This is a genomic window from Mesorhizobium waimense (assembly GCF_003601975.1).
GTDB lineage: Bacteria > Pseudomonadota > Alphaproteobacteria > Rhizobiales > Rhizobiaceae > Mesorhizobium > Mesorhizobium waimense.
This window is the reverse complement of sequence record NZ_QZWZ01000001.1, coordinates 507027-530755: the sequence shown is the minus strand read 5'-3', so window position 1 is coordinate 530755 and position 23729 is coordinate 507027. Positions and strand designations below refer to the sequence as shown.

Here is a 23729-nt window from a genome sequence, read left to right as displayed (position 1 = left end):
CGCCCGCCTAACAGTTCTATTCGGCCTTGTCGACGCCGTCGAAGCGATGAATGCCGAGCGGGTCCATCATGAAACCGCTGACATTCTTGCGCACGACTGCATAGACTTGGCTGTGTGCCATAAGGAAGGCAGGAGCCTGCTTCTGGAAGACAACTTGCGCCTGCTCATAGAGCTTGGTGCGCTCGGCCTGGTCGCTGGTCTTCTTGGCCTTCTGGATCAGGTCCTCGAAGTCCTTGTCGCACCAGCTCGAATAGTTCGACACGCCGATGGCCGAGCAAGCGAACAGCGTGGCGAAGAAATTGTCCGGATCGCCATTGTCGCCGGTCCAGCCGATCTGGAAGGCGCCGGGACGGTCCTTCTTCTTGCCTTCCTCACGATACTTCGTCCACTCGTAGTTGACGATCTCCGCCTTGACGCCGACCTTGGCCCAGTCGGCCTGGATCAGTTCGGCGGCACGCTGGAAGTTCGGGTTATAGGGACGAACGCGATCGGAAGCCCACAGCTGGATTTCCTTCAGTCCGGCATCGGCCAGCACCTTCTTGGCCGCTTCCGGATCGTAGGAATCGAACTTCACGTCCTTGTCCCACGACCACATGGTCGGCGGGATCAGATTGTCGGCAGGCGTGGCGCCGGCGTCCTGGAACAGCGACTTGATCAGGGCTTCGCGATCGATCGCCTGGTTGAGCGCGTGGCGCACCTCAGGCTTGTCGAGCGGCGGGACGGTGGTGTTGTAGCTCATATAGCCGATGTTCAGGCCGGCCTGATCCATCAGGGTCACGTCCTGGTTGGCCTTGATCGTGCCGATGTCGGCAGGATTCGGATAGGGCGCGATGTCGCATTCGCCGGCAAGCACCTTCTGGATGCGGGCGGTCGCGTCGGGCGTGATGGCGAAGACGAGATCGTCGATCTTTTCCTTGCCCTTGAAGTAGTCCGGGTGGGCCGCATAGCGGATGACCGAATCCAGCTGGTAGTCGACGAACTGGAACGGACCGGTGCCGATCGGCTTGGTCGAGAAATCGGCCATCTTGCCGGACTTCTCCAGCTGCTCGGCATATTCCTTCGACACGATCGAGGCGAAGTCCATGCCGAGATTGGCAAGCATCGGCGCGTTCGGCTCGGTCAGCGTCAGCTTCACGGTCAGGTCATCGACCTTTTCCCACTTGGCGACATATTTCGGCATGTCCATGCCGGTGTAATAGTCCCAGGTCAGGTTCGGCAGGTACTTCTCGCCGTTCCAGGGGTTTTCCTTGTTGAATTGGCGATCGAAGGAGAAGACGACGTCGTCGGCATTGAGGTCGCGCGTCGGCTTGAAATAGTCGGTGGTCTGGAACTTCACGCCCGGATGCAGGTGGAAGGTATAGACCAGGCCGTCGTCCGAGATTTCCCACTTGTCGGCGAGACCGGGCTCGATCTCGGTGCCACCATGCTTGAACTCGACCAGGCGCGAATAGACCGTGCGCGACGAGGCGTCGAAATCGTTGCCGCCAGTTGTGGTACCCGGATCGAAGTTGGCCGGCGATGCCTCCGAGCAGTAGACCAGCGTCTTTGCGCTGGCCACGCCGCTGAGGACGCTTGCAGCCAGCAACGCGGCTGCAAAAGTCAGTTTCTTTTTCATTGAGCACTCCCTGATGTTCTTCCAAGCCCCTCTATCAGGCTCGCGAAGCGCGCATATAAGCACCGTTTTTCTGGCTTTGGAACACCTCGTTTGCGTACCCCATGGTAAGCAGAAAAAAATTCCGCCCATACGATAAATGGCAGAAAAATCTGGCAGATTCCACCGATCACGACATTATTAACGACCTCATTTTTTTATTGATCCGCGATGCGTTCGACAGCGCCGCCGCAGGGCCTTCGATTGGGCGCGCGTGTCTGAAGATATCGGTCCGGGCCGGCACGCCCGGAGAAGATTTCGACGGCAAATCTTTTCCCGTTCTGCCGCAAGGGCAAGACTTGCACGGTCGCCGATAGTCGCAATACATAGGCGGCATGCTGGATTTCTTGGGGAATCCGCAACCGCTGCAGCGGAGGACGCTTCTGTCATTTCAGCAGCGGCGCGGCACGAAGGAAAGATCGAGGGAGGAACAGGTGGCAAAAGCAGCAAAGACAACGGCCCCGGAGAAGGCAAATTCTGCTTCAAAGCCGGCCTCGGGCCTCGGCAAGGCTAAAGCGCCAGCCGCCAAAACCGCCACGCCGGCCAAGCCGGCCAAGCCGAAGGCGGCAGTTGCACCTGCAAAGGCAGGCGCAGGGCCTGCGACCAAGACCGCGGCTGCCAGCCCGGCAGCCAATGCGGCATCGGCAAAGCCTGCCTCGAAGCCGGCATCGGGCCCGGCCAAGCGACTGCCGAAGGCGCTGACCGCACTGGCCGCCGGCCTGCCGCAAAAGCCGTGGCTCGCCAGCTACCCGAAAGGCGTCCCGGCCGAGATCGGCCCCCTGCCCTACAATAGCATCGGCGACTTGCTGGTGGGCGCCTGCAAGCAGTTTGCCGGCCAGCCGGCCTTCGTATGCATGGGCAAGTCGATCACCTATGCCGAACTCGAACTGCAGTCGGCCGTCTTCGGCGCCTACCTGCAATCGACAGGACTGAAGAAGGGCGCGCGCGTGGCGCTGATGATGCCGAACGTGCTGCAATATCCGGTGGCGATGATGGCGATCCTGCGCGCCGGCTATACGGTGGTGAACATCAATCCGCTCTACACGCCGCGCGAGCTGGAGCATCAGCTCAAGGACTCCGGCGCGCAGGCCATCCTCATCCTCGAGAATTTCGCCGGCACGCTGCAGGCGGTGATCGCCAGGACGGCGGTCAAGCATGTCGTTGTCGCCGCGATGGGCGACATGCTTGGCGCTCTCAAGGGGACGATCGTCAACCTCGTCGTGCGCCGGGTGAAGAAAATGGTGCCGGCATGGTCGCTGCCCGGCCATGTAAAGTTCAACGCGGCCCTGAAGGCCGGCGCGGGCGTCGCCTTCAAGCCGGCCAAGGTCGCGGCCGACGACATCGCCTTCCTGCAATATACGGGCGGCACCACCGGCGTCTCGAAGGGCGCGACGCTGCTGCACTCCAACGTGCTCGCCAATGTCGCGCAGAACGCGCTCTGGCTCGAGGACGCCTATACGGTCAGGCCGCGACCGGCGCATCCCAACTTCGTCTGCGCGCTGCCGCTCTACCATATCTTCGCGCTGACCGTGAACGCGCTGATGGGCATGCAGCAAGGCGCCCAGAACGTGCTTATTCCCAACCCCCGCGACATCCCCGGCTTCGTCAAAGAGTTGCAGAAATACCCGATCCACATTTTCCCCGGCCTCAACACGCTGTTCAACGCGCTGCTCAACAATGAGGATTTCCGCAAGCTCGACTTCAAGCCGCTTGTGCTGACGCTGGGCGGCGGCATGGCGGTGCAGAAGGGCGTCGCCGAGCGCTGGAAGGCGCTGACCGGCTGCCCGGTCAGCGAGGGCTACGGATTGTCGGAAACCTCGCCGGTGGCGACCGCCAACAAGTTCAGCGCCGGCGACTTCACCGGCACGATCGGCCTGCCGCTGCCCTCGACCGAGATCGCCATCCGCGACGACGACGGCAACAATGTGCCGCTCGGCGAGGTCGGCGAGATCTGCATCAAGGGTCCGCAAGTGATGGCCGGCTACTGGAACCGGCCGGACGAGACCGCCAAGGTGATGACCAAGGACGGTTTCTTCAAGTCGGGCGACATGGGCTTCATGGACGAGCGCGGCTACACCAAGATCGTCGACCGCAAGAAGGACATGATCCTGGTCTCCGGCTTCAATGTCTATCCGAACGAGCTGGAAGAGGTCGTGGCCCAGCATCCGGGCGTGCTCGAAGTGGCGGCGATCGGCGTGCCGGACGAGCATTCGGGCGAAGTGCCGAAGCTGTTCGTGGTCAAGAAGGACCCGGCACTGACCGCCGAGACCCTGACCGCCTATTGCCGCGAGAACCTGACCGGCTACAAGCGGCCGAAATATATCGAGTTCAGGACCGAACTGCCGAAGACGCCGGTGGGCAAGATCCTGCGCCGAGCATTGAGGGACTAGACGCGATCTTGAACGACGGCATTATCGATGGCGGGATCGCGGGCGATCGTCCGCGCCTCGACCCGGCCACGTTCATCAAAGCGAACTTGCGCCTTGAGCCTGTTCCGGCGATTCCCGAAATCCGGCTCTACTCGGCTCATCCCGGCAGCGGGCTGAGGCGGCTTGTCGAAGCAGACGAGGTCGAACAGGCGGAAGGAAACGAGGCCGACGCGCCGGAGCCGCAGCCGCCCTACTGGGCCTACGTCTGGGCTGGCGGCTCCGTGCTTGCCCGCTACATAATCGACCGGCCGCAAACGGTCGCGGGGCGCCGCGTGCTCGACCTCGGCGCCGGTTCGGGCCTCGTCGGCATCGCCGCGGCAAAGGCCGGCGCCAGCGCGGTGATTGCGGCTGAGATCGATCGCAACGGCGTTGCCGCGCTCGGCCTCAACGCGGCTGCGAACGGCGTGACGATCATGGTTATTGGGGAAGACATCACGACAGGCCCGCCACCGGTGGTCGATCTCGTGCTTGCAGGCGACGTGTTTTATGGCCGTGAGGTTACCCTACGGGTTACCCCGTTTCTCGACCGCTGCCTGGCAGCCGGCATCGATGTGCTGGTCGGCGACCCCCGTCGCACCGACCTGCCGCTGTCGCGGCTGCGATTGCTCGCCGAATATCAGGTGCCGGATTTCGGCGACGCGAAGGGTGCCGCGAGCAAGCCGAGCGGCGTCTTTTCGTTTGAACCGGAAGATCGCTAGCGCTGAGATCAGCCTGGCACCTGTTCTAGGCGCCTGCACGATGCCTGCTATTGCCTTCCGTCCAAGCGCCATCAACCACTCAAATGATGGGCATTACCGCCACGGGACCGCAAGCCGACTTGGACCGGTTGCAGGCCCTCACGACGAAGAGCGGCTTTCCGAGCAAGCAAATGGACTCCCCGGAAGGATGGGAACTCTTTGTCGTATTCCCGCCCGGCAGTGACGCCTCTGCCGTTGCAGCCTTTCTCGATCAGTTGCGCGGCAGTGAGTTTTCAACACTTCAGTTTGGATCCGTTATGGCGCCTGCGAGCCAGTAGTCTCCCCGCCTTGCCGGTCAGACCGTTTCCTTGACCCGCGCCGAAAGAAAGCCGGGCAGGTCGGCAACCGAATCCAGAACGACGTCGGCGATCGACGACAGCGATTCGCGCGTGCCGGTGCCGGAGAGCACCCCGACCGCCAGGCCGCAGCCGCCGGCCCGCGCCATTTCGAGGTCGTGGCGGTTGTCGCCGACCATGGCGATCTCCGCCGGCCTGAGCCCGGTCAGGTCGCAAAAAGCGAGGATCGTATCCGGCGCCGGTTTCGGCCTTGCCACGGAGTCGTAGCCATAGGCGGCGTCGAAAAGCTGCGCCACCCCGAGCGTCACCAGTGTCTTCTCGGCGCCACTGGTCGAATCGTTGGTGGCGACGCCCAGCCTGTAGGATCTCTTGTGAAGCGCCCTCAGCGAATCGACGATCCCGGGCAGTTCCACCGCCATGGCCGAGCCCTGGACCGAGGTGATCTCGTTGAAGCGGGCGACGGCAAGCATCTGGTCCTCGTCGGACAGGCGCGGGAACCACAGCTCGACGACATCCATGTTCGAGCCGGAGGCGAAGATCGAATCCGGCTTGAAGCGCTTGTTGACGAAATCGAAGCCGGCCGCGGCCAGCAGCCTGTCGGCCTTCCAGCGATCGCCTTCGGCGGCGTCCATGGCCATGAAATCGGCAATGCCGAGCCATGTCGCGTTGAAGTCGACAAGCGTGCCGTCCTTGTCGAACAATATGCCCTTGATATCCGCCAAACTTTTCACTCCTGACCGCGCAAGCGGTGAATGTGTTCCACCAGTCCGGCAGTCGAGGCGTCCCGCTTTGCGGCATTCTCCTTGCCTTCCACGACAGGCAGCAAGCCGGTCGCAAGTTCCTTGCCTAGTTCGACGCCCCACTGGTCGAAAGAATTGATGTCGAACAGCGTGCCCTCGACGAAGACGCGATGCTCGTAGAGCGCGATCAGTCGACCGAACGTGCGCGGGTCGAGCTTCCTGTAGAGGATGGTCACCGACGGACGATCGCCTGAAAAGACGCGATGCGGCGCGATCTTGTCGACATCGGCCGGTTTCATGCCCTTGGCCATCATCTGCGTGCGCGCTTCCTCCAGCGTGCGGCCCTTCATGAGGGCTTCCGATTGCGCCAGGCAGTTGGCGAGCAAAAGGTCGTGGTGGTGCTTGAGATCGGGTTCGTGGCCGACGGCAGCGGCGAGGAATTCGACCGGAATGACGTCGGTGCCCTGGTGCAGCAACTGGAAGAAGGCGTGCTGGCCGTTGGTGCCCGGCTCACCCCAGACCAGGGGGCCGGTCGGCGTGGTGGGCGCGCCACCGTCCAGCGTCACGCTCTTGCCGTTCGATTCCATGTCGAGTTGCTGCAGATAGGCCGGCAGCCGCGACAGGCGCTGGTCGTAGGGAATGACCGCACGGGCCGGATATTTGCAGACGACGCGGTGCCACCAGCCGATCAGCCCCATCAGCGCTGGCAGGTTCTTTTGTAGCGGCGCGGTGCGGAAGTGCTCGTCCATCTCATGCGCACCGTCGAGAAAGGCACGGAAATTCTTCGGGCCGATGGCGATCATGACAGGCAGACCGATGGCGCTCCAGACCGAATAGCGGCCGCCGACCCAGTCCCAGAAGCCGAACACGCGGTCCGCTTCGATACCGAACTTCGCCACCAGGTCGAGCGCGGTCGAAACGGCGGCGAAATGCTTGCCGACGGCTTCCTTGCCGAGCGCCTTCTGCACCCACTTTCTGGCCGTCTCGGCATTGGTCATCGTCTCGACCGTGGTGAAGGTCTTGGAGGCGATGATGAACAGCGTGGTTTCGGCGGACAGGCCCTTCAGTGTGTCGTGGATATGGGCGCCGTCGATGTTGGAGACATAATGCGCGCGCGGCCCGTCGTGATAGGGCGCCAGCGCCAGCGTCGCCATGGCAGGGCCGAGATCGGAACCGCCGATGCCGATGTTGACGATGTCGGTGATCTTCTTGCCGGTGGCGCCGGCCGCCTTGCCGGAACGCACGGCGTCGGCGAAGGCGCCCATCGCGTCGAGCACGGCGAGGACCTCTGTCTTCACATCCTGCCCGTCGAGCACCACGCCCTTGCCGCTGAGGTTGCGCAGCGCCGTGTGCAGCACGGCGCGGCCTTCGGTGACGTTGATCTTCTGGCCGGAGAACATCGCTGCGCGGCGACCCTCGAGATCGGCGGCTGCCGCGAGTTGCTCCAGCAGGTCCATCGTCTTCGCGTCGACCGCGCATTTCGACCAGTCGAGCATCAGGTCGCCGTCGGTGGCGGAGAATGTCTCGAAGCGCTTGGGATCGGCGGCGAAAGCTTCGCGCATGCTGGCGGACGCGGCTGTGCGATGATCGCGCAACGCGGCGAACTGTTTTTGAAAGGACGATTGATCCACTGCAAACTCCGAGACCTGAGCCATCATTAAGGACCGGATGTTTCCGGCGCGTGTCGTCGCGACAATGTATTGAGCCGAATTCCATCCGGTTCAATGCGTGGGGATGACGCAGTGCGTCACGCGGCGATGAGGCTTTGCCTCACGCTTGGATGAGGCTTTGCCTCACGCTTGGATGAGGCTTTGCCTCACGCTTGGATGAGGCGCCGCCTCACGCCTGGATGAGGTTTGCCTCACGCTTGGATGAGGCGCTGCGCCACGCCGCGATGAGGCTTTGCCTCACGCTTGGATGACGCAGTGCAGTATCAAAATCACGTGAAGGATCACTGGCATAAATCCCAGCGATCAGAAAAATTGATTGGCGCAACCCCTTGTGCCACGGTTACGTTCGGCTGGTCCAGCCAAGCGAAAAAGGCTGGCCATCGAGGAACAATTCCCATGCCACAGCGTAACGACACGGCCATATGGTCCGGCCTGTTCCGGATTTCGGCGGAATCCGGTCAGACCCTGCAGGCGCAGATCCGTCAGGCGATCGTCGCCGCCATCCTCGACCGGCAGATCGCCGCTTCAATGCCGCTTCCGTCCTGCCGCATCCTGGCCGAGAAACTCGGCGTCGCCCGCGGCACCGTGGTGCTCGCCTTCCAGCAGTTGGTCGACCAGGGCTTCCTGGTGGCGCGCGAACGGCGCGGCCATTTCGTCAACCCGGACGTGCTGGCGACGCCGGCCAAGCCGCACCAGAAGGCGCCCGACCAGGCCAATGAGATCGACTGGAAGGCGCGCCGGCAGATCGCCGCCAGCGACATGCCGCCGCCCGCCAAGCACGACAACTGGATCAAGTCGTCCTACCCCTTCGTCTACGGCCAGTTCGACCCGGCGCTGTTCCCGACCGCCGAATGGCGCGAATGCAACCGCATGGCGCTGGCCGTGCTCGAGATCCGCAACTGGGCCTCCGACATGGTCGATCGCGACGATCCGCTGCTGATCGAGCAGATCCAGGCGCGGCTCTTGCCGCGGCGCGGTATCTTCGCCAATCCGGACGAGATCATCGTGACGCTGGGCGCCCAGAACGCGCTCTATATGCTGGCTACGCTGCTGATGACCAAGGGCTCGAAGGTGGCGATGGAAGACCCCGGCTACCCCGACGCCCGCTCGATCTTCCGGCTGGCGGGCGCCGAAATCCAGCCGGTTCCTGTCGACCAGTCCGGCATCGTCACCTCGGCCATCCCCAGCGATTCCGGCTTTGTCTTCGTGACGCCCAGCCACCATTGCCCGACCATGGTGCCGCTGTCGGCGGAGCGGCGGCAGGACCTTCTGGCGCGCGCCAGCCGCCACAACCAGATCATCATCGAGGACGGCTATGACAGCCAGCTTCTCGACGAGGCGCCGCAGCAGGCGCTGAAGAGCCTCGATCGCTCAGGCCGCGTCGTCTATGTCGGCTCGATGTCGAAGACCTTGGCTCCCGGCCTTCGGCTTGGCTACATCGTCGCCTCCGCCGGGCTGATCGCCGAGCTTCGCGCGCTGCGCCGCTTCATGCTTCGGCACCCGCCGGCGAATAACCAGCGCGCGGTCGCGCTGTTCCTGTCGCTCGGCCATCACGAGGCGCTGGTGCGACGGCTGTCCAGCGCCTTCGACGAGCGGCGCAAGCGTCTGGTCCATGCGATTTCCGCCTTCCTGCCGGAATGGCGCTCGACCGACTCGGCCGGCGGCACGTCGCTCTGGCTCGAAGGGCCGCGTGGCACCGATTCGCGCGGCCTGGCCGAGGCGGCTGCGTCGCGCAGCGTCATCATCGAACCCGGCGACCGCTTCTTCGACAGGACCGAAAAGCCGTCGCGTTTCATGCGTTTGGGCATTTCCTCGATCGCGCTGCAGCACATCGAGCCCGGCATTCGCGAACTGGCGACGGCGGCAGGCCGCAGGCCGGCGGCAGCCTGACAGGCCGTTTGGAGGCAATTCACAACGGGGTCGGAAACGGCCCCGTTTTCTTTTAGCGCTCTGGCATATGCGACGGAACCCTCTGGCTCATAGGCTGTGCCAATGCCGGCGGCATAGTCGAGGCATAAAGGGGACGAAGCAGGTCGATGGTGGACCAACCACCGCCTCCCGCTTCGCAGCTAAAGGTGGAGTGCCTCCATGTCAGTGGCTCTTGAGAAGCAAGATGCGTCGACGGACCAACGTTCGCGGCGCTCTGGCGGGCGCGAAGCGCGCCGCGCCATGCGGGCGGCACCGCTCGCCGACGACATCAGACCGGTGCGCGCCGGCCTCGAAGGCGGCAGTTATGGGCCACTCAGCGAGAACGATCGCGAGCGCATTCATGAGGCGGTGCTGACGCTGCTGGAAACGGTCGGCTTCGCCAACGCCATTCCCTCCTGCATCGAAGCGCTGACCAAGGCTGGCGCCATTTATAGCGATGATGGTCGTGTTCGGTTCCCGCGCGCGCTCGTACTGGACACCATCAAGAAGGCGGCGCGGCATTTCACCCTGCACGGCCAGGACCCCAGGCACGACATGCTGATCAAGGGCAAGCGCGTGCATTACGGCACGGCCGGCGCCGCGGTGCATCTGGTCGATGTCGAGAAGCGCGAATACCGCGAATCGCTGCTGCAGGACATCTATGATGCCGCCCGCATCGTCGAGGGGCTCGACAACATCCACTTCTTCCAGCGGCCGATGGTGCCGCGCGACATTCCCGATCCGCTCGATATGGACTTCAACACGCTCTACGCCTGCGTGATGGGCACGTCCAAGCATGTCGGCACCTCATTCACGGTGCGCGAGAACGTGCAGCCGGCGCTTGAGATGCTCTACGCGATCGCCGGCGGCGAGGAGAATTTCCGCGCCCGGCCGTTCGTGTCGAACTCGAACTGTTTTGTCGTACCGCCGATGAAGTTTGCCGAGGACGCCTGCGGCGTGCTCGAAGCCTGCGTCGAAGGCGGCATCCCGATCCTGCTTTTGTCTGCTGGCCAGGCCGGCGCGACTGCTCCGGCGGCGATTGCCGGCGCCGTTGTGCAAGCGGTGGCCGAAGTGCTGGTCGGCCTCGTCTACGTCAACGCCATCAAACCGGGGCATCCGGCGATCTTTGGCACCTGGCCGTTCGTCTCCGATCTCAGGACCGGCGCCATGTCGGGCGGCTCAGCCGAGCAGGCGGTGCTGACCGCGGCCTGCGCGCAGATGGCGCAATTCTACGATCTGCCGGGCGGCTCGGCCGCCGGCATGACGGATTCGAAACTGCCCGACATCCAGTCCGGCTATGAAAAGGGCATCACCGACGTGATGGCCGGTCTGGCCGGGCTCAATCTCGTCTACGAATCGGCCGGCATGCACGCCTCGTTGCTCGGCTTCTGCCTGGAAAGCCTGATCATCGACAATGACATGCTCGGCCACTGCCTGCGTTGCGTGCGCGGTATCGAGGTGACGGACGAAGCGCTGTCGATCGACACTATCGCCGATGTCTGCCTGAAGGGACCGGGTCATTATCTCGGCAACGAGCAGACGCTCAGGCTGATGCAGACGGAGTATTTCTATCCGGCCGTCGGCGACCGTTTCTCGCCGAAGGAGTGGAACGAGAAGGGCAGGCCCGACATATTGCAGCGGGCGATCATCGAGAAGAAACGTGTGCTTGCCGAACGCTTCCCGCGCCACGTGCCGAAGCTGGTGGACGATAAATTGCGCGCCCGCTTCGGTGAGATGATCAAGCTGCCGCGCGGCGGCATGGGCGGCTAGGCCCGCCTCTCTTTCAGATCAATCAGCGCGCACCCCGTAGCGCTCGACGACTTCGGCGCTGATCAGCTTTGCATGCAGCGCCATCAGCACGATCTGCGCATCGAAACTGTCGCCGGCTTCGAGGGCCGCCTCGATCCGGCGTTCCGCGTCCAGCCGCCGCTCGGTGCCATTGGCCTGCTCGAACGTTTCCGGCCCGGCAATGCAGTAGGCGAATAGCTGCGCCATGGATCGATAGGCGTCTGGCGGCGGCTCGTCGGGCCAGTGGTCCTTCATCAAATTGACGATGGTGAGTTTCACGCCTTCCGGGACAAGGGCTGGATGAAGGTCGGCACCGCGTAGCGCTGCGTCGAGTTCCCTGAGGTCGCCCGAGCGGCCGAACATTCCAAGGAAACCGAGGGAAGAGCGCCGTTTCGTCATGATGGATCCTGTTCCGCTTTCAAACAATATGGGCACCGCGCGCCGCTATTGCACACAGAGGCGGATTGCCAGGAGAGATTGGGAGCCTATCTGGCGTAGCTGCAAGCACGAGTCTGGCTTCGCCGACCATCGACGGGACAGTGCAATTCTGCGAGGAGACCCCATGAAGAAGACCTATCACGGCAGCTGCCATTGCGGCGCGGTGCATTTCGAGGCCGATCTCGACCTCGCCGAGGGCATCCGCAAATGCAACTGCAGTTTCTGCTGGAAACTCGGCTACAGGAAATCCTTCACGGCCTTCGAGGCGCTGCGCATAACGGATGGCCGCGACCGGATGCGGGAATACAAGGCGAGCCCATCCAACTGGCCGGAAGGCGACATCAACCACTATATGTGCCCGAACTGCGGCGCGAATTTCTTCTCCCGCGGCTACCTCGATTTCATGGGCGGCAATTTCTGGGCGGTGAATATCGCTTGCCTCGACGACGTCACCGAGGAGGAACTCGCCGCCGCGCCGATCGTCTACGAGGACGGCAAACGCAACCGGCAGGACCAACCGCCCGAGATCACCGGATATTTGTGACTGGTCCCGGACCTAGGAAGGCCCGCCGTCAGACGTAAAAAGAGGCGGCTTGATCAGATCAAGCCGCCTTTTGTCGCTTGCACGAGCACCGCGATGTGCCACTCAGTGGTTGTCGCGCGGCACACCCCTCGTGTGCGCCACATCCTGGTATTTCACCGCAGGCTTCAGCACCATGCCGGCCGAAAACTGGTCGACCATGCCGCGCTGGATCTCCTGCCACGGCGTCTGGTGTTGCGGGTAGTGAAAGCCGCCATTGTTCTGCAGCGCCACACGCCGCTGCGCGATTTCTTCGTCGCTGACGAGGATGTTGGCGGTGCCCTTGTTCAGGTCGATGCGGACACGGTCGCCGGTCTGGAGCAGCGCCAGGCCACCGCCTATAGCCGCTTCGGGCGAAGCGTTGAGGATCGACGGCGAGCCCGACGTGCCCGACTGGCGGCCGTCGCCGATGCAGGCCAGCGCATGAATGCCCTTCTTGATGAGATAGGCCGGCGGCTGCATGTTGACGACTTCGGCGCCGCCGGGATAGCCGATCGGGCCGGCACCGCGCATGAACAGGATGGTGTGCTCGTCGATGCCTTGCGCCGGATCGTCGATACGGGCGTGGTAGTCCTCCGGACCGTCGAAGACCATGGCATTGCCCTCGAAGGCTTCCGGGTCCTTCGGATTGGACAGATAGCGCTCACGGAATTCCGGCGAGATGCCGCTGGTCTTCATGATCGCCGAATCGAACAGATTGCCCTTGAGGTTGATGAATCCGGCATTGGCCTTGAGCGGCTTGGCGACGGTGCGGATGACGTCGGCATTCTCGTTGGCCACGCCCTTGCAATTGTCGCCGATCGACTTGCCGTTGGCGGTCACGGCATCGGGGTGCGGCAACAGTCCGGCCTTCAGCAGTTCGGCCACCACGGCCGGCACGCCGCCGGCATGATGATAGTCCTCGCCGAGATATTCGCCCGTCGGCTGCAGATTGACGATCAGCGGCACATTGAGGCCGACCGTCTGCCAGTCGTCATTGTCGAGCGGCACGCCGAGATGGCGGGCAATGGCGTTGAGATGGATCGGCGCGTTGGTCGAGCCGCCGATAGCGGAATTGACGACGATGGCGTTCTCGAAGGCCTGCCGCGTCATGATGTCGGACGGCTTCAAATCCTCATGCACCATTTCGACGATGCGCCTGCCCGTCTCGTAGGAAATCTGGCCGCGCTCGCGGTACGGCGCCGGAATGGCGGCCGAACCCGGCAGCTGCATGCCGAGCGCCTCGGCCAGCGAATTCATGGTGGTGGCGGTGCCCATGGTGTTGCAATAGCCGGTGGACGGCGCCGAGGAGGCGACGATGTCCATGAACTCGTCATAGTCGATCTCGCCGGCCGACAGGCGCTGGCGCGACTCCCAGACGATGGTGCCAGAGCCGGTGCGCTTGCCCTTGTGCCAGCCATTGAGCATCGGGCCGACCGACAGCGCGATCGCCGGAATGTTGACGGTGGCCGCCGCCATCAGCATGGCGGGCGTGGTCTTGTCGCAGCCGATGGTAAGCACGACGCCGTCGAGCGGATAGCCGTAGAGCACCTCGACCAGGCCGAGATAGGCGAGGTTGCGGTCGAGTGCGGCGGTCGGGCGCTTGCCGGTTTCCTGGATCGGATGGCACGGGAATTCGAAGGGGATGCCGCCCATCGAGACGATGCCTTCGCGCACGCGCTTGGCCAGTTCGATATGGTGACGGTTGCAGGGCGACAGATCGGATCCGGTCTGGGCGATGCCGATCAGTGGCTTGCCCGACATCAGCTCGGCGCGCGTCAGGCCGTAATTCAGGTAGCGCTCCAGATAAAGCGCCGTCATGCCGGGGTTATCAGGGTTGTCGAACCACTCCTGCGAGCGAAATTTCTTCTTATCGGTGGGGGCGCCGGCCATCATGGTCTCCATATTTGTAGGACAAATCGATATGGCAACGCGCGGAAGCAGGCAAGAGGCATGCGCGATCCGAACCAACACTTTGGTGCGATAGACACAACAGCGCCCCTGCGCTAGGGCTTCGAACCAATCTTTCCGGGAGGTTTTGATGGCTTTGGTGATCGAAGGCGAGGAACGCATCGCCGCACCCCTGCAAAAAGTGTGGGAAGCGCTGAACGATCCCGAAATCCTCAAGGACACCATCCCCGGTTGCCAGAGCCTCGAAAAGAAGTCGGACACCGAGATGGCGGCGACAGTGGTGCTGAAGATCGGGCCGATCAAGGCGACGTTCAACGGCGAGGTGACGCTGAAGAACCTCAAGCCACCGCATTCCTACACGATCCAGGGCGAGGGCAAGGGCGGCATCGCCGGCTTCGCCAAGGGCGGCGCCGACGTGACGCTGACATCAGACGGGCCGGACACGACGGTGCTCAAATACGCAGCCAAGGCCGATGTCGGCGGCAAGATCGCCCAGCTCGGCAGCCGGCTGATCGAATCGACCTCGAAGAAACTGGCGGGGCAATTTTTCTCGAGTTTTGGCGAGAAGGTCGGCGGTTAAGCTGCGTCCGACTTACTCGAACACTATGCTTGGCACCGCAGCCTCGGCAGCGCCGCGTTCTTCATTGACCCGGTCCCAGACCTTGGCGGCGATGTCGCGGTAAATCTTGGCCTCGGCGCTCTCCGGCTTCGAGACCACCACCGGCGTGCCTGCATCCGAACTTTCGCGAATACCCATTTCGAGCGGCACTTCGCCAAGGAAGGTGACGCCGAGGCGCTCGGCCTCGCGGCGCGCGCCGCCATGGCCGAAAATGTCGTAGCGCTTGCCGGTGTCGGGCGCGAGGAAGTAGCTCATGTTCTCGACAATGCCGAGCAGCGGCACGTCGACCTTCTTGAACATGTTGAGGCCTTTTCGCGCGTCGATCAGGGCGAGGTCCTGCGGCGTCGAAACGATGACGGCGCCGGCCAGCGGCACCTGCTGCGCCATGGTCAACTGGGCGTCGCCGGTGCCGGGCGGCATGTCGACAACCAGCACGTCGAGCGGACCCCATTCGACCTCGCGCAGCATCTGCGTCAGCGCCGACATCACCATCGGGCCGCGCCAGATCATCGGCGTTTCCTCGTCGACGAGGAAACCCATCGACATTACCTTGAGGCCATAATTCTCCATGGGTTTCAGGATCTTGCCGTCGACGGTTTGCGGCCGGCCATGGATGTTGAGCAGCCTTGGCATGGACGGGCCATAAATGTCGGCATCAAGCACGCCGACCTTCAAGCCATTGGCGGCAAGGCCGAGCGCCAGGTTGACGGCGGTGGTCGACTTGCCGACGCCGCCCTTGCCGGAGGCAACCGCAATGATCGCCCCGATGCCGGGCACGCCGCGCTTGCCGTGGCTGTGCGAGGCCGGCGCCTGCGGCGCGGGCCGCGCGGGTGCAGCAGGCGGTGCCGGCCGTGGTGCGGGGCGCGGCGGAACCGGAGCCTCCATGCCGCCACCCTTCTTCTCCGCGGTCAGCGCGACGATGGCGCCGGCAACGCCGGGGATCGCCTTGACCACCCGCTCGGCGGCAGCGCGCAGCGGCTCCATTTCCTGCGCACGGGCAGCGGGAACGGTGATCGAAAAGAACACCTTGCCATCGGCGATAAAAATCTCCGAAACCATGCCGAGGTCGACGATGTTGCCCGTGAAGTCCGGCCCGTTGACCGTCTTCAGGCGCTCGATGACGATTTCCTTGGTAACGGACATCAGGTCTTCCTTTATGCAAGCTCGCGCCTGAGATAGTGCAGTTTCCGGACAGAACCAAGCCGTGGAGCAACAGCCGGCTTGGTGTGCCCCGGAAAACGACGGAAGCTGTCGGATTTGCCTGATCGACGGTCGCCAACCAGCCGGCGCGACCTATCTGAAGGAGCAGCATGAGCACGACATCAAGGCAAGGAGACGGATCATGCTCGCAAACAGCAACGCAACGGCCAATCTGGCGGTGAAAGACCTGGCGAAGGCAAAGGCCTTTTATGAAGGGACACTGGGCCTAAAGCAGGTGGACGACATGGGTGACGAACTGGTCGTCTACAAAAGCGGCGACACGGTCATCAATGTCTATCATTCCGAATTCGCGGGCACCAACAAGGCGACTGCGGTAACCTGGACGGTCGGCGACGAGATCGGCAAAGTCGTCAAATCGCTGAAATCGAAAGGCGTCGCCTTCGAGCACTATGAGATGCCCGGCCTTTCGCTCGAGGGCGATATCCATGTCGGCTACGGCATGAAGGTCGCCTGGTTCAAGGACCCGGACGGCAACATCCTGAACCTCGTGGACAAATAGGGCAGCGCAGGCATGATCTGGCGCAAGCATGCAGTGCCGGTTAGCTTGCGCGCATGATCGACAAGCTGGAATTCTTCATCGCGCTGGCCAAGGAAGAGCATTTCGGCCGGGCGGCGGAGGTGTGCGGGGTGACGCAACCCACGCTCTCGGCCGGGATCAAGCAGCTGGAGGGTCAGCTCGGCGTCATGCTGGTGCTGCGCGGCTCGCGCTTCCAGGGGCTGACGCCGGAAGGCGAGCAGGTGCTGGTGTGGGCACGGCGCATCGTCGGCGACAGCCGCACCATGCGCGAGGAGATGCGGGCGGCGCGCCACGGCCTGTCCGGCCGCATCCGCATTGCCGCCATCCCAACCACATTGGCCATGGTGGCGCGGCTGACGACGCCGTTTCGCGAAAAGCACCCGGGCGTCACCTTCTCGGTGCTGTCACGCACCTCGATCGAAGTGCTGTCGCTGCTCGGCAATTTCGACATCGATGCCGGTATCACCTATCTCGACAACGAGCCGCTGGGGCGGGTGACCAGCGTGCCGCTCTATGACGAGCGCTATCAGCTGATCACAGCGGTCGGAAACCCCTATTCCGACCGCGACAAAGTGACATGGGCGGAAATCAGCCATTTGCCGCTCTGCCTTTTGACGCCGGACATGCAGAACCGTCGCATCATCGACCAGCATCTGGCCGAGGCTGGCGTGCAGGTGCGGCCGACGCTCGAATCCAATTCTATGATTGTCTTGTTTTCGCATATCCGCACCGGCAAATGGTCGTCGATCATGCCGCTCAACCTTGCGGAAACATTCGGCTTTTCCGAGCCGATCCGGGCCATTCCGATCGTCGAGCCGGATGCCAGCCACACCGTCGGGCTGGTGGCGACACCGCGCGAGCCGCACACGCCGCTGGTGCAGGCGCTGCTGGACGAGGCAATGGCGCTGGCGGACGATTTCCACACCCGCCGCTGAGCTAGACAGTGCTGGCCGAGCGAGCTTGATAGAAAATTTCTATCAAGCAACGGATCAGCTTTATTGATTTCAGGGGTTTCCTCTGATTTTGTAAACACTTAGCGATAAAAGCTATCGACCAGGGAGGGCGCTGCATGACGATGCAGCCTGCAAGTACCGAGATAACATCGCGCACGGCGGCGATCGTCCAGGAGTTGAAGGACCTCGAAGGTCCACTGCTGCCGATCCTCCATGGCATCCAGGAAGAGTTCGGCCATGTGCCGCACGACGCGTTGCCGGTCATTGCCGATGGGCTGAACCTCTCCAGGGCCGAAGTGCACGGCGTCGTCACCTTCTATCATGATTTCCGCGCCAAGCCGGCCGGCCGGCACGTGCTCAAGCTCTGCCAGGCGGAAGCGTGTCAGTCGATGGGTTCGGATGCAGTCGCCGCCAAGATCAAGCAATTGCTCGGTATCGGTTTTCACGAGACCACCCGCGACGGATCGGTTACACTGGAACCGGTCTATTGCCTCGGGCTTTGCGCCTGTTCGCCGTCGGCAATGCTGGACGGCGAGGTGATCGGGCGGCTCGATGACGAGAAGATCGAAGAGATCGTCGCGGAGGTACGCTCATGATCCCGCGCATCTACATTCCAGGTGACTCCGGCGCGCTGGCGCTCGGCGCCGAGAAGGTCGCAAAGACGATCGCCAAGGAATTGGCCGAACGCGGCATCGAGGCCAAGATCGTGCGCAATGGTTCGCGCGGCGCCTATTTCCTCGAGCCGATGGTCGAAGTGGCGACCGCCAATGGCCGCGTCGCCTATGGACCGGTCAAGCCTTCCGACGTCAAGAGCCTGTTCGACAGCGGCTTCCTAACCGGCAGTCCCCACAAGCGCTGGCTGGGCGCGCCCGACAAGATCCCGTTCCTGGCCAAGCAGACCAGGCTGACCTTCGCGCGCTGCGGCATCAACGACCCGCTGTCCCTCGACGCCTACAAAGCGCTGGGTGGGCTGAAGGGCCTGCAGAACGCGGTGGCCATGGCGCCGCTCGACATCGTCAAGCAGGTGACGGAATCCGGCTTGCGCGGCCGTGGCGGCGCCGGCTTCCCGACCGGTATCAAGTGGAAAACGGTGCTGGATACCGCTGGTGAGCGCAAATACATCGTCTGCAACGCCGATGAAGGTGACAGCGCCACCTTCGCCGACCGCATGATCATGGAAGGCGACCCCTTCGTGCTGATCGAAGGCATGACGATCGCCGGCATCGCCACCGGCGCGACCAAGGGATTTGTCTATATCCGCTCGGAATATCCGCATGCGGTGGCGACGATGAACCGGGCTGTCGAGGTCGCCCGCAAGGCCGGCGTGCTCGGCGTCAGTGTGCTGGGCTCGCCCAACGGCTTCGACATGGAAATCCGCGTCGGCGCCGGCGCCTATGTCTGCGGCGAGGAAACCTCGCTGCTCAACAGCCTGGAAGGCAAGCGCGGCGTTGTTCGCGCCAAGCCGCCGCTGCCGGCGATCCAAGGCTTGTTCGGCAAGCCGACGGTGATCAACAACGTCATCTCGCTGGCCTCGGTGCCGATCATCATGGACAAGGGTGCGGCCTTCTACAAGGATTACGGCATGGGCCGCTCGCGCGGCACCATCCCGATCCAGATTGCCGGCAACGTCAAGCATGGCGGGCTGTTCGAAGCGGCTTTCGGCATGACGCTGGGCGAGATCGTCGACGATATCGGCGGCGGCACCGCGACGGGCCGACCAGTGAAGGCCGTGCAGGTCGGCGGACCGCTCGGCGCCTATTTCCCGCGCGCATTGTTCGACACGCCATTCGACTATGAAGCTTTCGCCGCCAAGGACGGGCTGATCGGCCATGCCGGCATCACCGTCTTCGACGACACCGCCGACATGCTGAAGCAGGCACGCTTCGCCATGGAATTCTGCGCCATCGAAAGCTGCGGCAAGTGCACGCCCTGCCGCATCGGCTCAACGCGCGGCGTCGAGACCATCGACAGGCTCGCGGCCGGCATCGAGCCGGAGAAGAACCTCGCTCTGGTCGCCGACCTCTGCAACACGATGAAGTTCGGATCGCTGTGTGCGCTGGGTGGCTTCACGCCTTACCCGGTGATGAGTTCGATCACCCATTTCCCCGAAGATTTCAAGCCGGCGCCGGCGCGCGTGGCTGCTGAATAGGAGCTGGCAGATGAACATCAAGGCCGACTTCCCATCGCTCATCGAAGAGATCGACTACGGAACCCCGCAATCCACTGCCGAGAAGCAGGTCACGCTGACCGTTGACGGCCGCAGCATCACCGTGCCGGAAGGCACGTCGATCATGCGTGCGGCGATGGAGGGCGGGGTCGAGATCCCAAAACTCTGCGCCACCGACATGCTGGACTCTTTCGGCTCATGTCGTGTCTGCCTCGTCGAGATCGACGGGCGCGGCGGCACGCCGGCGTCCTGCACGACGCCGGTTGGCGAAGGCATGGTGGTCAACACGCAGTCCGAGCGGCTCGACGCCATTCGACGCGGCGTCATGGAGCTTTACGTCTCTGACCATCCGACCGGTTGGAACGAAAAGGCCGGTACAGGCGCCAGCGAATTCGACGTGGTGGCGAAGTCGGTCGGCCTGACCGAGAACCGCTTCGGCGTCGAAGGCCGTAACCACGTCAAGGAAGACGGCGTCGCGCCCGGCCATGGCTCGCTGGCGGTCGACTACATCGCCCGCGACGACTCCAATCCCTATTTCACCTATGATCCGGCGCAATGCATCGTCTGCTCGCGTTGCGTGCGGGCCTGCGAGGAGGTGCAGGGCACCTTCGCGCTGACCATCGAGGGCCGCGGTTTCGAATCGCGCATGGTCGCCGGCATGCACGAGGATTTCATCGCCTCCGAATGCGTGTCCTGCGGCGCCTGCGTGCAGGCCTGCCCGACCGACGCGCTGCGCGAGAAAACGGTACTTGAGAAGGGCATGCCGGAACGCTCGGCCGTCACCACCTGCGCCTATTGCGGCGTCGGCTGCTCGTTCAAGGCCGAGGTGAAGGACGACGAGGTCATCCGCATGATGCCCTACAAGGAGGGCAAGGCGAACCACGGCCATTCCTGCGTGAAGGGCCGGTTCGCCTACGGCTACGCCACCCACAAGGACCGCATCCTGTCGCCGATGATCCGGGAAAAGATCACCGATCCCTGGCGCGAAGTGAGCTGGGAAGAGGCTGTTGCCCATACTGCCAAGGAATTCCGCCGGATCCAGTATCAGTACGGACGCACCGCAATCGGCGGCATCACCTCCTCGCGCTGCACCAACGAGGAGACCTATCTCGTCCAGAAGCTGGTGCGGCAAGGCTTCCGCAACAACAATGTCGACACTTGCGCGCGCGTCTGCCATTCGCCGACCGGCTACGGGCTCGGCCAGACCTATGGCACCTCGGCCGGCACGCAGGATTTCGACTCCGTCGACTTTACCGACGTAGCCGTCGTCATCGGCGCCAATCCGGCATCGGCCCATCCGGTGTTCGCCTCGCGGCTGAAGAAGCGGCTGCGCCAGGGCGCCAAGCTGATCGTGCTCGATCCGCGCCGCACCGAGATGGTCAAGTCGGCCCATATCGAAGCCGCCTATCACCTGCCGCTGAAGCCCGGCACCAATGTGGCGGTGCTGACGGCGCTGGCGCATGTCATCGTCACCGAAGGCCTCTTCGACGAAGCTTTCATCCGCGAGCGCTGCGACTGGGCGGAATTCCAGGATTGGGCGTCGTTCGTCGCCCTGCCGGAAAACAGCCCCGAAACCGTCGGCAAATTGTCGGGCGTCGATCCCGAGCTGATCCGCGGCGCGGCGCGTCTTTACGCCACCGGCGGCAACGGCGCCATCTACTACGGCCTCGGCGTGACGGAACACAGCCAGGGTTCGACCACGGTGATGGCGATCGCCAACCTCGCCATGGCCACCGGCAATATCGGCCGTCCCGGCGTCGGCGTGAACCCGCTGCGCGGCCAGAACAATGTGCAGGGCTCGTGCGACATGGGGTCCTTCCCGCACGAACTGCCCGGCTATCGCCATATCTCCGGCGAAGCCGTGCGCGACATCTATGAGAGCCTGTGGGGCGTGAAGCTGGACGACGAGCCGGGCTTGCGTATCCCCAACATGCTCGATGCCGCCGTCGACGGCTCCTTCAAGGGCATCTACATCCAGGGCGAGGACATTCTGCAGTCCGATCCCGACACCAAGCATGTCGCCGCCGGCCTCGCCGCGATGGAATGCGTGGTCGTGCACGACCTCTTCCTCAACGAGACGGCGAACTACGCGCATGTATTCCTGCCGGGCTCGACCTTCCTCGAGAAGGACGGCACTTTCACCAATGCCGAGCGCCGCATCAACATGGTGCGCAAGGTTATCGAGCCGAAGGCGCGCTACGCCGATTGGGAGGCGACGCAGGAGCTTGCCCGCGCGATCGGGCTGGACTGGAACTATCAACATCCTTCCGAGATCATGGACGAGATCGCCAAGACGACGCCGAGCTTCGCCAACGTCTCCTTCGAGCTGCTCGACCGTGTCGGATCCGTGCAATGGCCCTGCAACGAGAAGGCGCCGCTCGGCACCCCGATCATGCATGTCGACGGTTTCGTGCGCGGCAAGGGCAAGTTCATCCGCACCGAGTATGTGGCGACGGACGAAAGGACTGGGCCGCGCTTCCCGCTGCTGCTCACCACCGGGCGGATTCTGTCGCAGTACAATGTCGGCGCGCAGACCAGGCGCACCGAAAATGTGATGTGGCATGCCGAAGACATGCTGGAGATCCATCCGCACGATGCCGAGAACCGCGGCATTCGCGAAGGCGACTGGGTGCGGTTGGCGAGCCGTTCCGGCGAGACGACGCTGCGCTCGCTGATCACCGACCGCGTCTCGCCTGGCGTGGTCTACACGACCTTCCACCACCCCGACACGCAGGCGAACGTGATCACCACCGACTTCTCGGACTGGGCGACCAACTGTCCGGAATACAAGGTCACCGCCGTCCAGGTGGCGCCGTCCAACGGCCCGACCGAGTGGCAGAGGGATTATAACGAGCAGGCCCGCCAGAGCCGCCGCATCGCCCCGCTGGAAGCGGCGGAGTAACTTTGGCCGCGCGCCGCAAAGCGACGACGCAGATATCGCGGCTGGCGCACCGCGCCAGCGGGACGGCGGCCGCGAACCGCATGGTGCCGGAAGAGACGCCGGTGGCGTTCTCCTTCGCCGGAACGACGCATGCGGTGATGATGGCAAGCCCGGCCGATTTCGAGGATTTCGCGCTCGGCTTCTCGCTGACGGAAGGCATTGTTGCCGCTGCTGAAGAGATTGAGGCGATCGAGGTCGAAGATCTTGGTTCCGGCATCGACATCCAGATCCGGTTGAAGGACAAGGCCAATACGCGCTTCCAGGCGCGGCGGCGCCGGCTTGCCGGTCCGGTCGGCTGCGGGCTGTGCGGCATCGAGTCGATCGAAGAAGCGATGCGGTCGGTAGACGCTGTCGGTGCGTCAAAATTTACGCTTGAGGCCGAGCACATCACCCGCTCGGTCAAGCTCTTGTCGAAGGTGCAGCCGTTGCACACCGAGACCGGAGCTGTGCACGCCGCCGGCTTTTATGTCCCCGGCAAAGGCATCGTCATGGCGCGCGAGGATGTCGGCCGCCACAATGCTCTGGACAAGCTGGCCGGCGCGCTGGCGAAAGCCGGCATCGACGGTGCGTCAGGCGCCGTCGTCGTGACGTCGCGTGTTTCGGTCGAGATGGTGCAGAAGACGGCGGCAATCGGCGCCGCCATCATCATCGCCGTTTCGGCGCCGACAGCACTTGCCATCCGTACCGCGGAAGACGCGGGCATGACGCTCGTCGCGTTGGTTCGCGGCGACGATTTCGATGTTTTCACCCACCCGGACCGGGTGGCTTCCGGAGTTGCCAAGCATGTCGCATGACGAAGAACACATCATGAGCACCAAGGAAAAGCTGGTGCGGATGGCCAACCAGATCGCCGATTTCTTCCATTCCAAGCCGCGCGAGGAAGGCATTGCCGGCGTTGCCGAGCACATCAACAAGTTCTGGGAACCGCGGATGCGGCGACAGCTGTTCGAGATGCTGGACGGCGGCACCGAGAACTTCAACGAGCTGGTGGTGGCCGCTTCCGCCAAGATCAAGCGGCCCAAGGCGCCAGAACAGGCCGACATGACCATTGGTTACACCGGGCCTGCCCAGGCCGAGAACACGGCGCGTTGAAATAGCCTGACAACAGCGGGCCGGTCGCCAAAGGTCCTATATTTCAACCCTCTAAAGTTTGGCTGCCGCAAGCGGCATGGCTCTGCTATGGT

Annotated in this window: 20 protein-coding genes; 14 read left to right on the top strand and 6 right to left on the bottom strand. The window is 63.4% G+C overall.

Annotated elements, in window-relative coordinates; translation table 11 throughout:
• Positions 1–16: 16 nt before the first annotated feature.
• A complete protein-coding gene (locus D3227_RS02495; protein WP_120012097.1) occupies positions 17–1615 on the bottom strand; it encodes an ABC transporter substrate-binding protein in 1599 nt (532 codons plus the stop codon).
• A gap of 101 nt (positions 1616–1716) precedes the next feature.
• Between D3227_RS02495 and D3227_RS02490 the strand changes: the two genes are divergently transcribed.
• From D3227_RS02490 to D3227_RS02480, 3 genes are all read left to right on the top strand, one after another.
• On the top strand, positions 1717–1968 hold the full coding sequence (locus tag D3227_RS02490; RefSeq protein ID WP_120012095.1) for a hypothetical protein: 252 nt from the start codon (positions 1717–1719) through the stop codon (positions 1966–1968).
• A 117-nt stretch (positions 1969–2085) separates the two neighbouring features.
• On the top strand, positions 2086–4041 hold the full coding sequence (locus tag D3227_RS02485) for a long-chain fatty acid--CoA ligase (RefSeq protein WP_120012247.1): 1956 nt from the start codon (positions 2086–2088) through the stop codon (positions 4039–4041).
• 8 nt (positions 4042–4049) lie between these two features.
• A complete protein-coding gene (locus tag D3227_RS02480; protein ID WP_120012093.1) occupies positions 4050–4778 on the top strand; it encodes a class I SAM-dependent methyltransferase in 729 nt (242 codons plus the stop codon).
• A gap of 334 nt (positions 4779–5112) precedes the next feature.
• On the opposite strand, the gene D3227_RS02470 is transcribed toward D3227_RS02480, so the two are convergent.
• Positions 5113–5835 carry an HAD family hydrolase gene (locus D3227_RS02470; RefSeq protein WP_120012245.1) on the bottom strand — a complete coding sequence of 241 codons (723 nt, stop codon included), beginning with the start codon at positions 5833–5835 and terminating at the stop codon, positions 5113–5115.
• Between the two features lie 5 nt (positions 5836–5840).
• Positions 5841–7484 carry a glucose-6-phosphate isomerase gene (pgi, locus tag D3227_RS02465; protein ID WP_120012243.1) on the bottom strand — a complete coding sequence of 548 codons (1644 nt, stop codon included), beginning with the start codon at positions 7482–7484 and terminating at the stop codon, positions 5841–5843.
• A 435-nt stretch (positions 7485–7919) separates the two neighbouring features.
• Between pgi and pdxR the strand changes: the two genes are divergently transcribed.
• Both pdxR and D3227_RS02455 read left to right on the top strand, forming a co-directional pair.
• Positions 7920–9413 (top strand): MocR-like pyridoxine biosynthesis transcription factor PdxR, encoded by a 1494-nt coding sequence (pdxR, locus tag D3227_RS02460; RefSeq protein ID WP_120012089.1) that lies wholly within the window; start codon positions 7920–7922, stop codon positions 9411–9413.
• Positions 9414–9611: 198 nt separating this feature from the next.
• Entirely contained in the window at positions 9612–11201 is a 1590-nt protein-coding gene (locus D3227_RS02455) for a trimethylamine methyltransferase family protein (RefSeq protein ID WP_120012087.1), read from the top strand.
• 18 nt (positions 11202–11219) lie between these two features.
• On the opposite strand, the gene D3227_RS02450 is transcribed toward D3227_RS02455, so the two are convergent.
• A complete protein-coding gene (locus D3227_RS02450; protein ID WP_120012085.1) occupies positions 11220–11618 on the bottom strand; it encodes a hypothetical protein in 399 nt (132 codons plus the stop codon).
• Positions 11619–11781: 163 nt separating this feature from the next.
• Between D3227_RS02450 and D3227_RS02445 the strand changes: the two genes are divergently transcribed.
• Positions 11782–12201: a GFA family protein gene (locus D3227_RS02445; protein WP_120012083.1), complete on the top strand. Its 420-nt coding sequence runs from the start codon at positions 11782–11784 to the stop codon at positions 12199–12201.
• Positions 12202–12303: 102 nt separating this feature from the next.
• Here the strand turns inward: D3227_RS02445 and D3227_RS02440 are convergent, their stop codons facing one another.
• The gene (locus D3227_RS02440) at positions 12304–14109 is read right to left on the bottom strand and encodes an IlvD/Edd family dehydratase (RefSeq protein ID WP_120012241.1); all 1806 of its coding nucleotides are present in this window, start codon (positions 14107–14109) and stop codon (positions 12304–12306) included.
• A 148-nt stretch (positions 14110–14257) separates the two neighbouring features.
• Between D3227_RS02440 and D3227_RS02435 the strand changes: the two genes are divergently transcribed.
• Positions 14258–14707: an SRPBCC family protein gene (locus tag D3227_RS02435; RefSeq protein WP_120012081.1), complete on the top strand. Its 450-nt coding sequence runs from the start codon at positions 14258–14260 to the stop codon at positions 14705–14707.
• A 12-nt stretch (positions 14708–14719) separates the two neighbouring features.
• Here the strand turns inward: D3227_RS02435 and D3227_RS02430 are convergent, their stop codons facing one another.
• Positions 14720–15889, bottom strand: coding sequence for an Mrp/NBP35 family ATP-binding protein (locus D3227_RS02430; protein WP_120012079.1), 1170 nt, complete (start codon positions 15887–15889; stop codon positions 14720–14722).
• A 199-nt stretch (positions 15890–16088) separates the two neighbouring features.
• On the opposite strand from D3227_RS02430, the gene D3227_RS02425 reads away from it, so the two are divergent.
• The 7 genes from D3227_RS02425 (at position 16089) to D3227_RS02395 (ending at position 23637) form a co-directional block, all read left to right on the top strand.
• Positions 16089–16466, top strand: coding sequence for a VOC family protein (locus D3227_RS02425; protein WP_120012239.1), 378 nt, complete (start codon positions 16089–16091; stop codon positions 16464–16466).
• 53 nt (positions 16467–16519) lie between these two features.
• Positions 16520–17419: a LysR family transcriptional regulator gene (locus D3227_RS02420; RefSeq protein ID WP_120012077.1), complete on the top strand. Its 900-nt coding sequence runs from the start codon at positions 16520–16522 to the stop codon at positions 17417–17419.
• A gap of 134 nt (positions 17420–17553) precedes the next feature.
• Positions 17554–18033, top strand: a complete 480-nt coding sequence (locus D3227_RS02415) for a formate dehydrogenase subunit gamma (protein ID WP_120012075.1) — start codon at positions 17554–17556, stop codon at positions 18031–18033.
• On the top strand, positions 18030–19586 hold the full coding sequence (locus D3227_RS02410) for a formate dehydrogenase beta subunit (RefSeq protein ID WP_120012073.1): 1557 nt from the start codon (positions 18030–18032) through the stop codon (positions 19584–19586). The genes D3227_RS02415 and D3227_RS02410 overlap by 4 nt, the downstream gene beginning before the upstream one ends.
• 10 nt (positions 19587–19596) lie before the next feature.
• Positions 19597–22506, top strand: a complete 2910-nt coding sequence (gene fdhF, locus D3227_RS02405; RefSeq protein ID WP_120012071.1) for a formate dehydrogenase subunit alpha — start codon at positions 19597–19599, stop codon at positions 22504–22506.
• 2 nt (positions 22507–22508) lie between these two features.
• Entirely contained in the window at positions 22509–23339 is an 831-nt protein-coding gene (gene fdhD / locus D3227_RS02400; protein WP_120012069.1) for a formate dehydrogenase accessory sulfurtransferase FdhD, read from the top strand.
• Positions 23329–23637, top strand: coding sequence for a formate dehydrogenase subunit delta (locus D3227_RS02395; protein WP_120012067.1), 309 nt, complete (start codon positions 23329–23331; stop codon positions 23635–23637). Before fdhD ends, D3227_RS02395 begins: the two co-directional genes overlap by 11 nt.
• The last annotated feature ends 92 nt before the right edge of the window (positions 23638–23729 follow it).

What these genes read in the sequence shown, in the direction of transcription:
- D3227_RS02490 (WP_120012095.1), top strand. Translation starts at nt 1,717, where the DNA reads ATGGTAAGCAGAAAAAAATTCCGCCCATACGATAAATGGCAGAAAAAT.
- D3227_RS02425 (WP_120012239.1), top strand. Translation starts at nt 16,089, where the DNA reads ATGCTCGCAAACAGCAACGCAACGGCCAATCTGGCGGTGAAAGACCTG.
- D3227_RS02430 (WP_120012079.1), bottom strand. Translation starts at nt 15,889, where the DNA reads ATGTCCGTTACCAAGGAAATCGTCATCGAGCGCCTGAAGACGGTCAAC.
- D3227_RS02435 (WP_120012081.1), top strand. Translation starts at nt 14,258, where the DNA reads ATGGCTTTGGTGATCGAAGGCGAGGAACGCATCGCCGCACCCCTGCAA.
- D3227_RS02415 (WP_120012075.1), top strand. Translation starts at nt 17,554, where the DNA reads ATGACGATGCAGCCTGCAAGTACCGAGATAACATCGCGCACGGCGGCG.
- D3227_RS02495 (WP_120012097.1), bottom strand. Translation starts at nt 1,615, where the DNA reads ATGAAAAAGAAACTGACTTTTGCAGCCGCGTTGCTGGCTGCAAGCGTC.
- fdhF (WP_120012071.1), top strand. Translation starts at nt 19,597, where the DNA reads ATGAACATCAAGGCCGACTTCCCATCGCTCATCGAAGAGATCGACTAC.
- D3227_RS02440 (WP_120012241.1), bottom strand. Translation starts at nt 14,109, where the DNA reads ATGGCCGGCGCCCCCACCGATAAGAAGAAATTTCGCTCGCAGGAGTGG.
- D3227_RS02455 (WP_120012087.1), top strand. Translation starts at nt 9,612, where the DNA reads ATGTCAGTGGCTCTTGAGAAGCAAGATGCGTCGACGGACCAACGTTCG.
- D3227_RS02445 (WP_120012083.1), top strand. Translation starts at nt 11,782, where the DNA reads ATGAAGAAGACCTATCACGGCAGCTGCCATTGCGGCGCGGTGCATTTC.
- D3227_RS02450 (WP_120012085.1), bottom strand. Translation starts at nt 11,618, where the DNA reads ATGACGAAACGGCGCTCTTCCCTCGGTTTCCTTGGAATGTTCGGCCGC.
- pdxR (WP_120012089.1), top strand. Translation starts at nt 7,920, where the DNA reads ATGCCACAGCGTAACGACACGGCCATATGGTCCGGCCTGTTCCGGATT.
- D3227_RS02410 (WP_120012073.1), top strand. Translation starts at nt 18,030, where the DNA reads ATGATCCCGCGCATCTACATTCCAGGTGACTCCGGCGCGCTGGCGCTC.
- D3227_RS02395 (WP_120012067.1), top strand. Translation starts at nt 23,329, where the DNA reads ATGTCGCATGACGAAGAACACATCATGAGCACCAAGGAAAAGCTGGTG.
- D3227_RS02420 (WP_120012077.1), top strand. Translation starts at nt 16,520, where the DNA reads ATGATCGACAAGCTGGAATTCTTCATCGCGCTGGCCAAGGAAGAGCAT.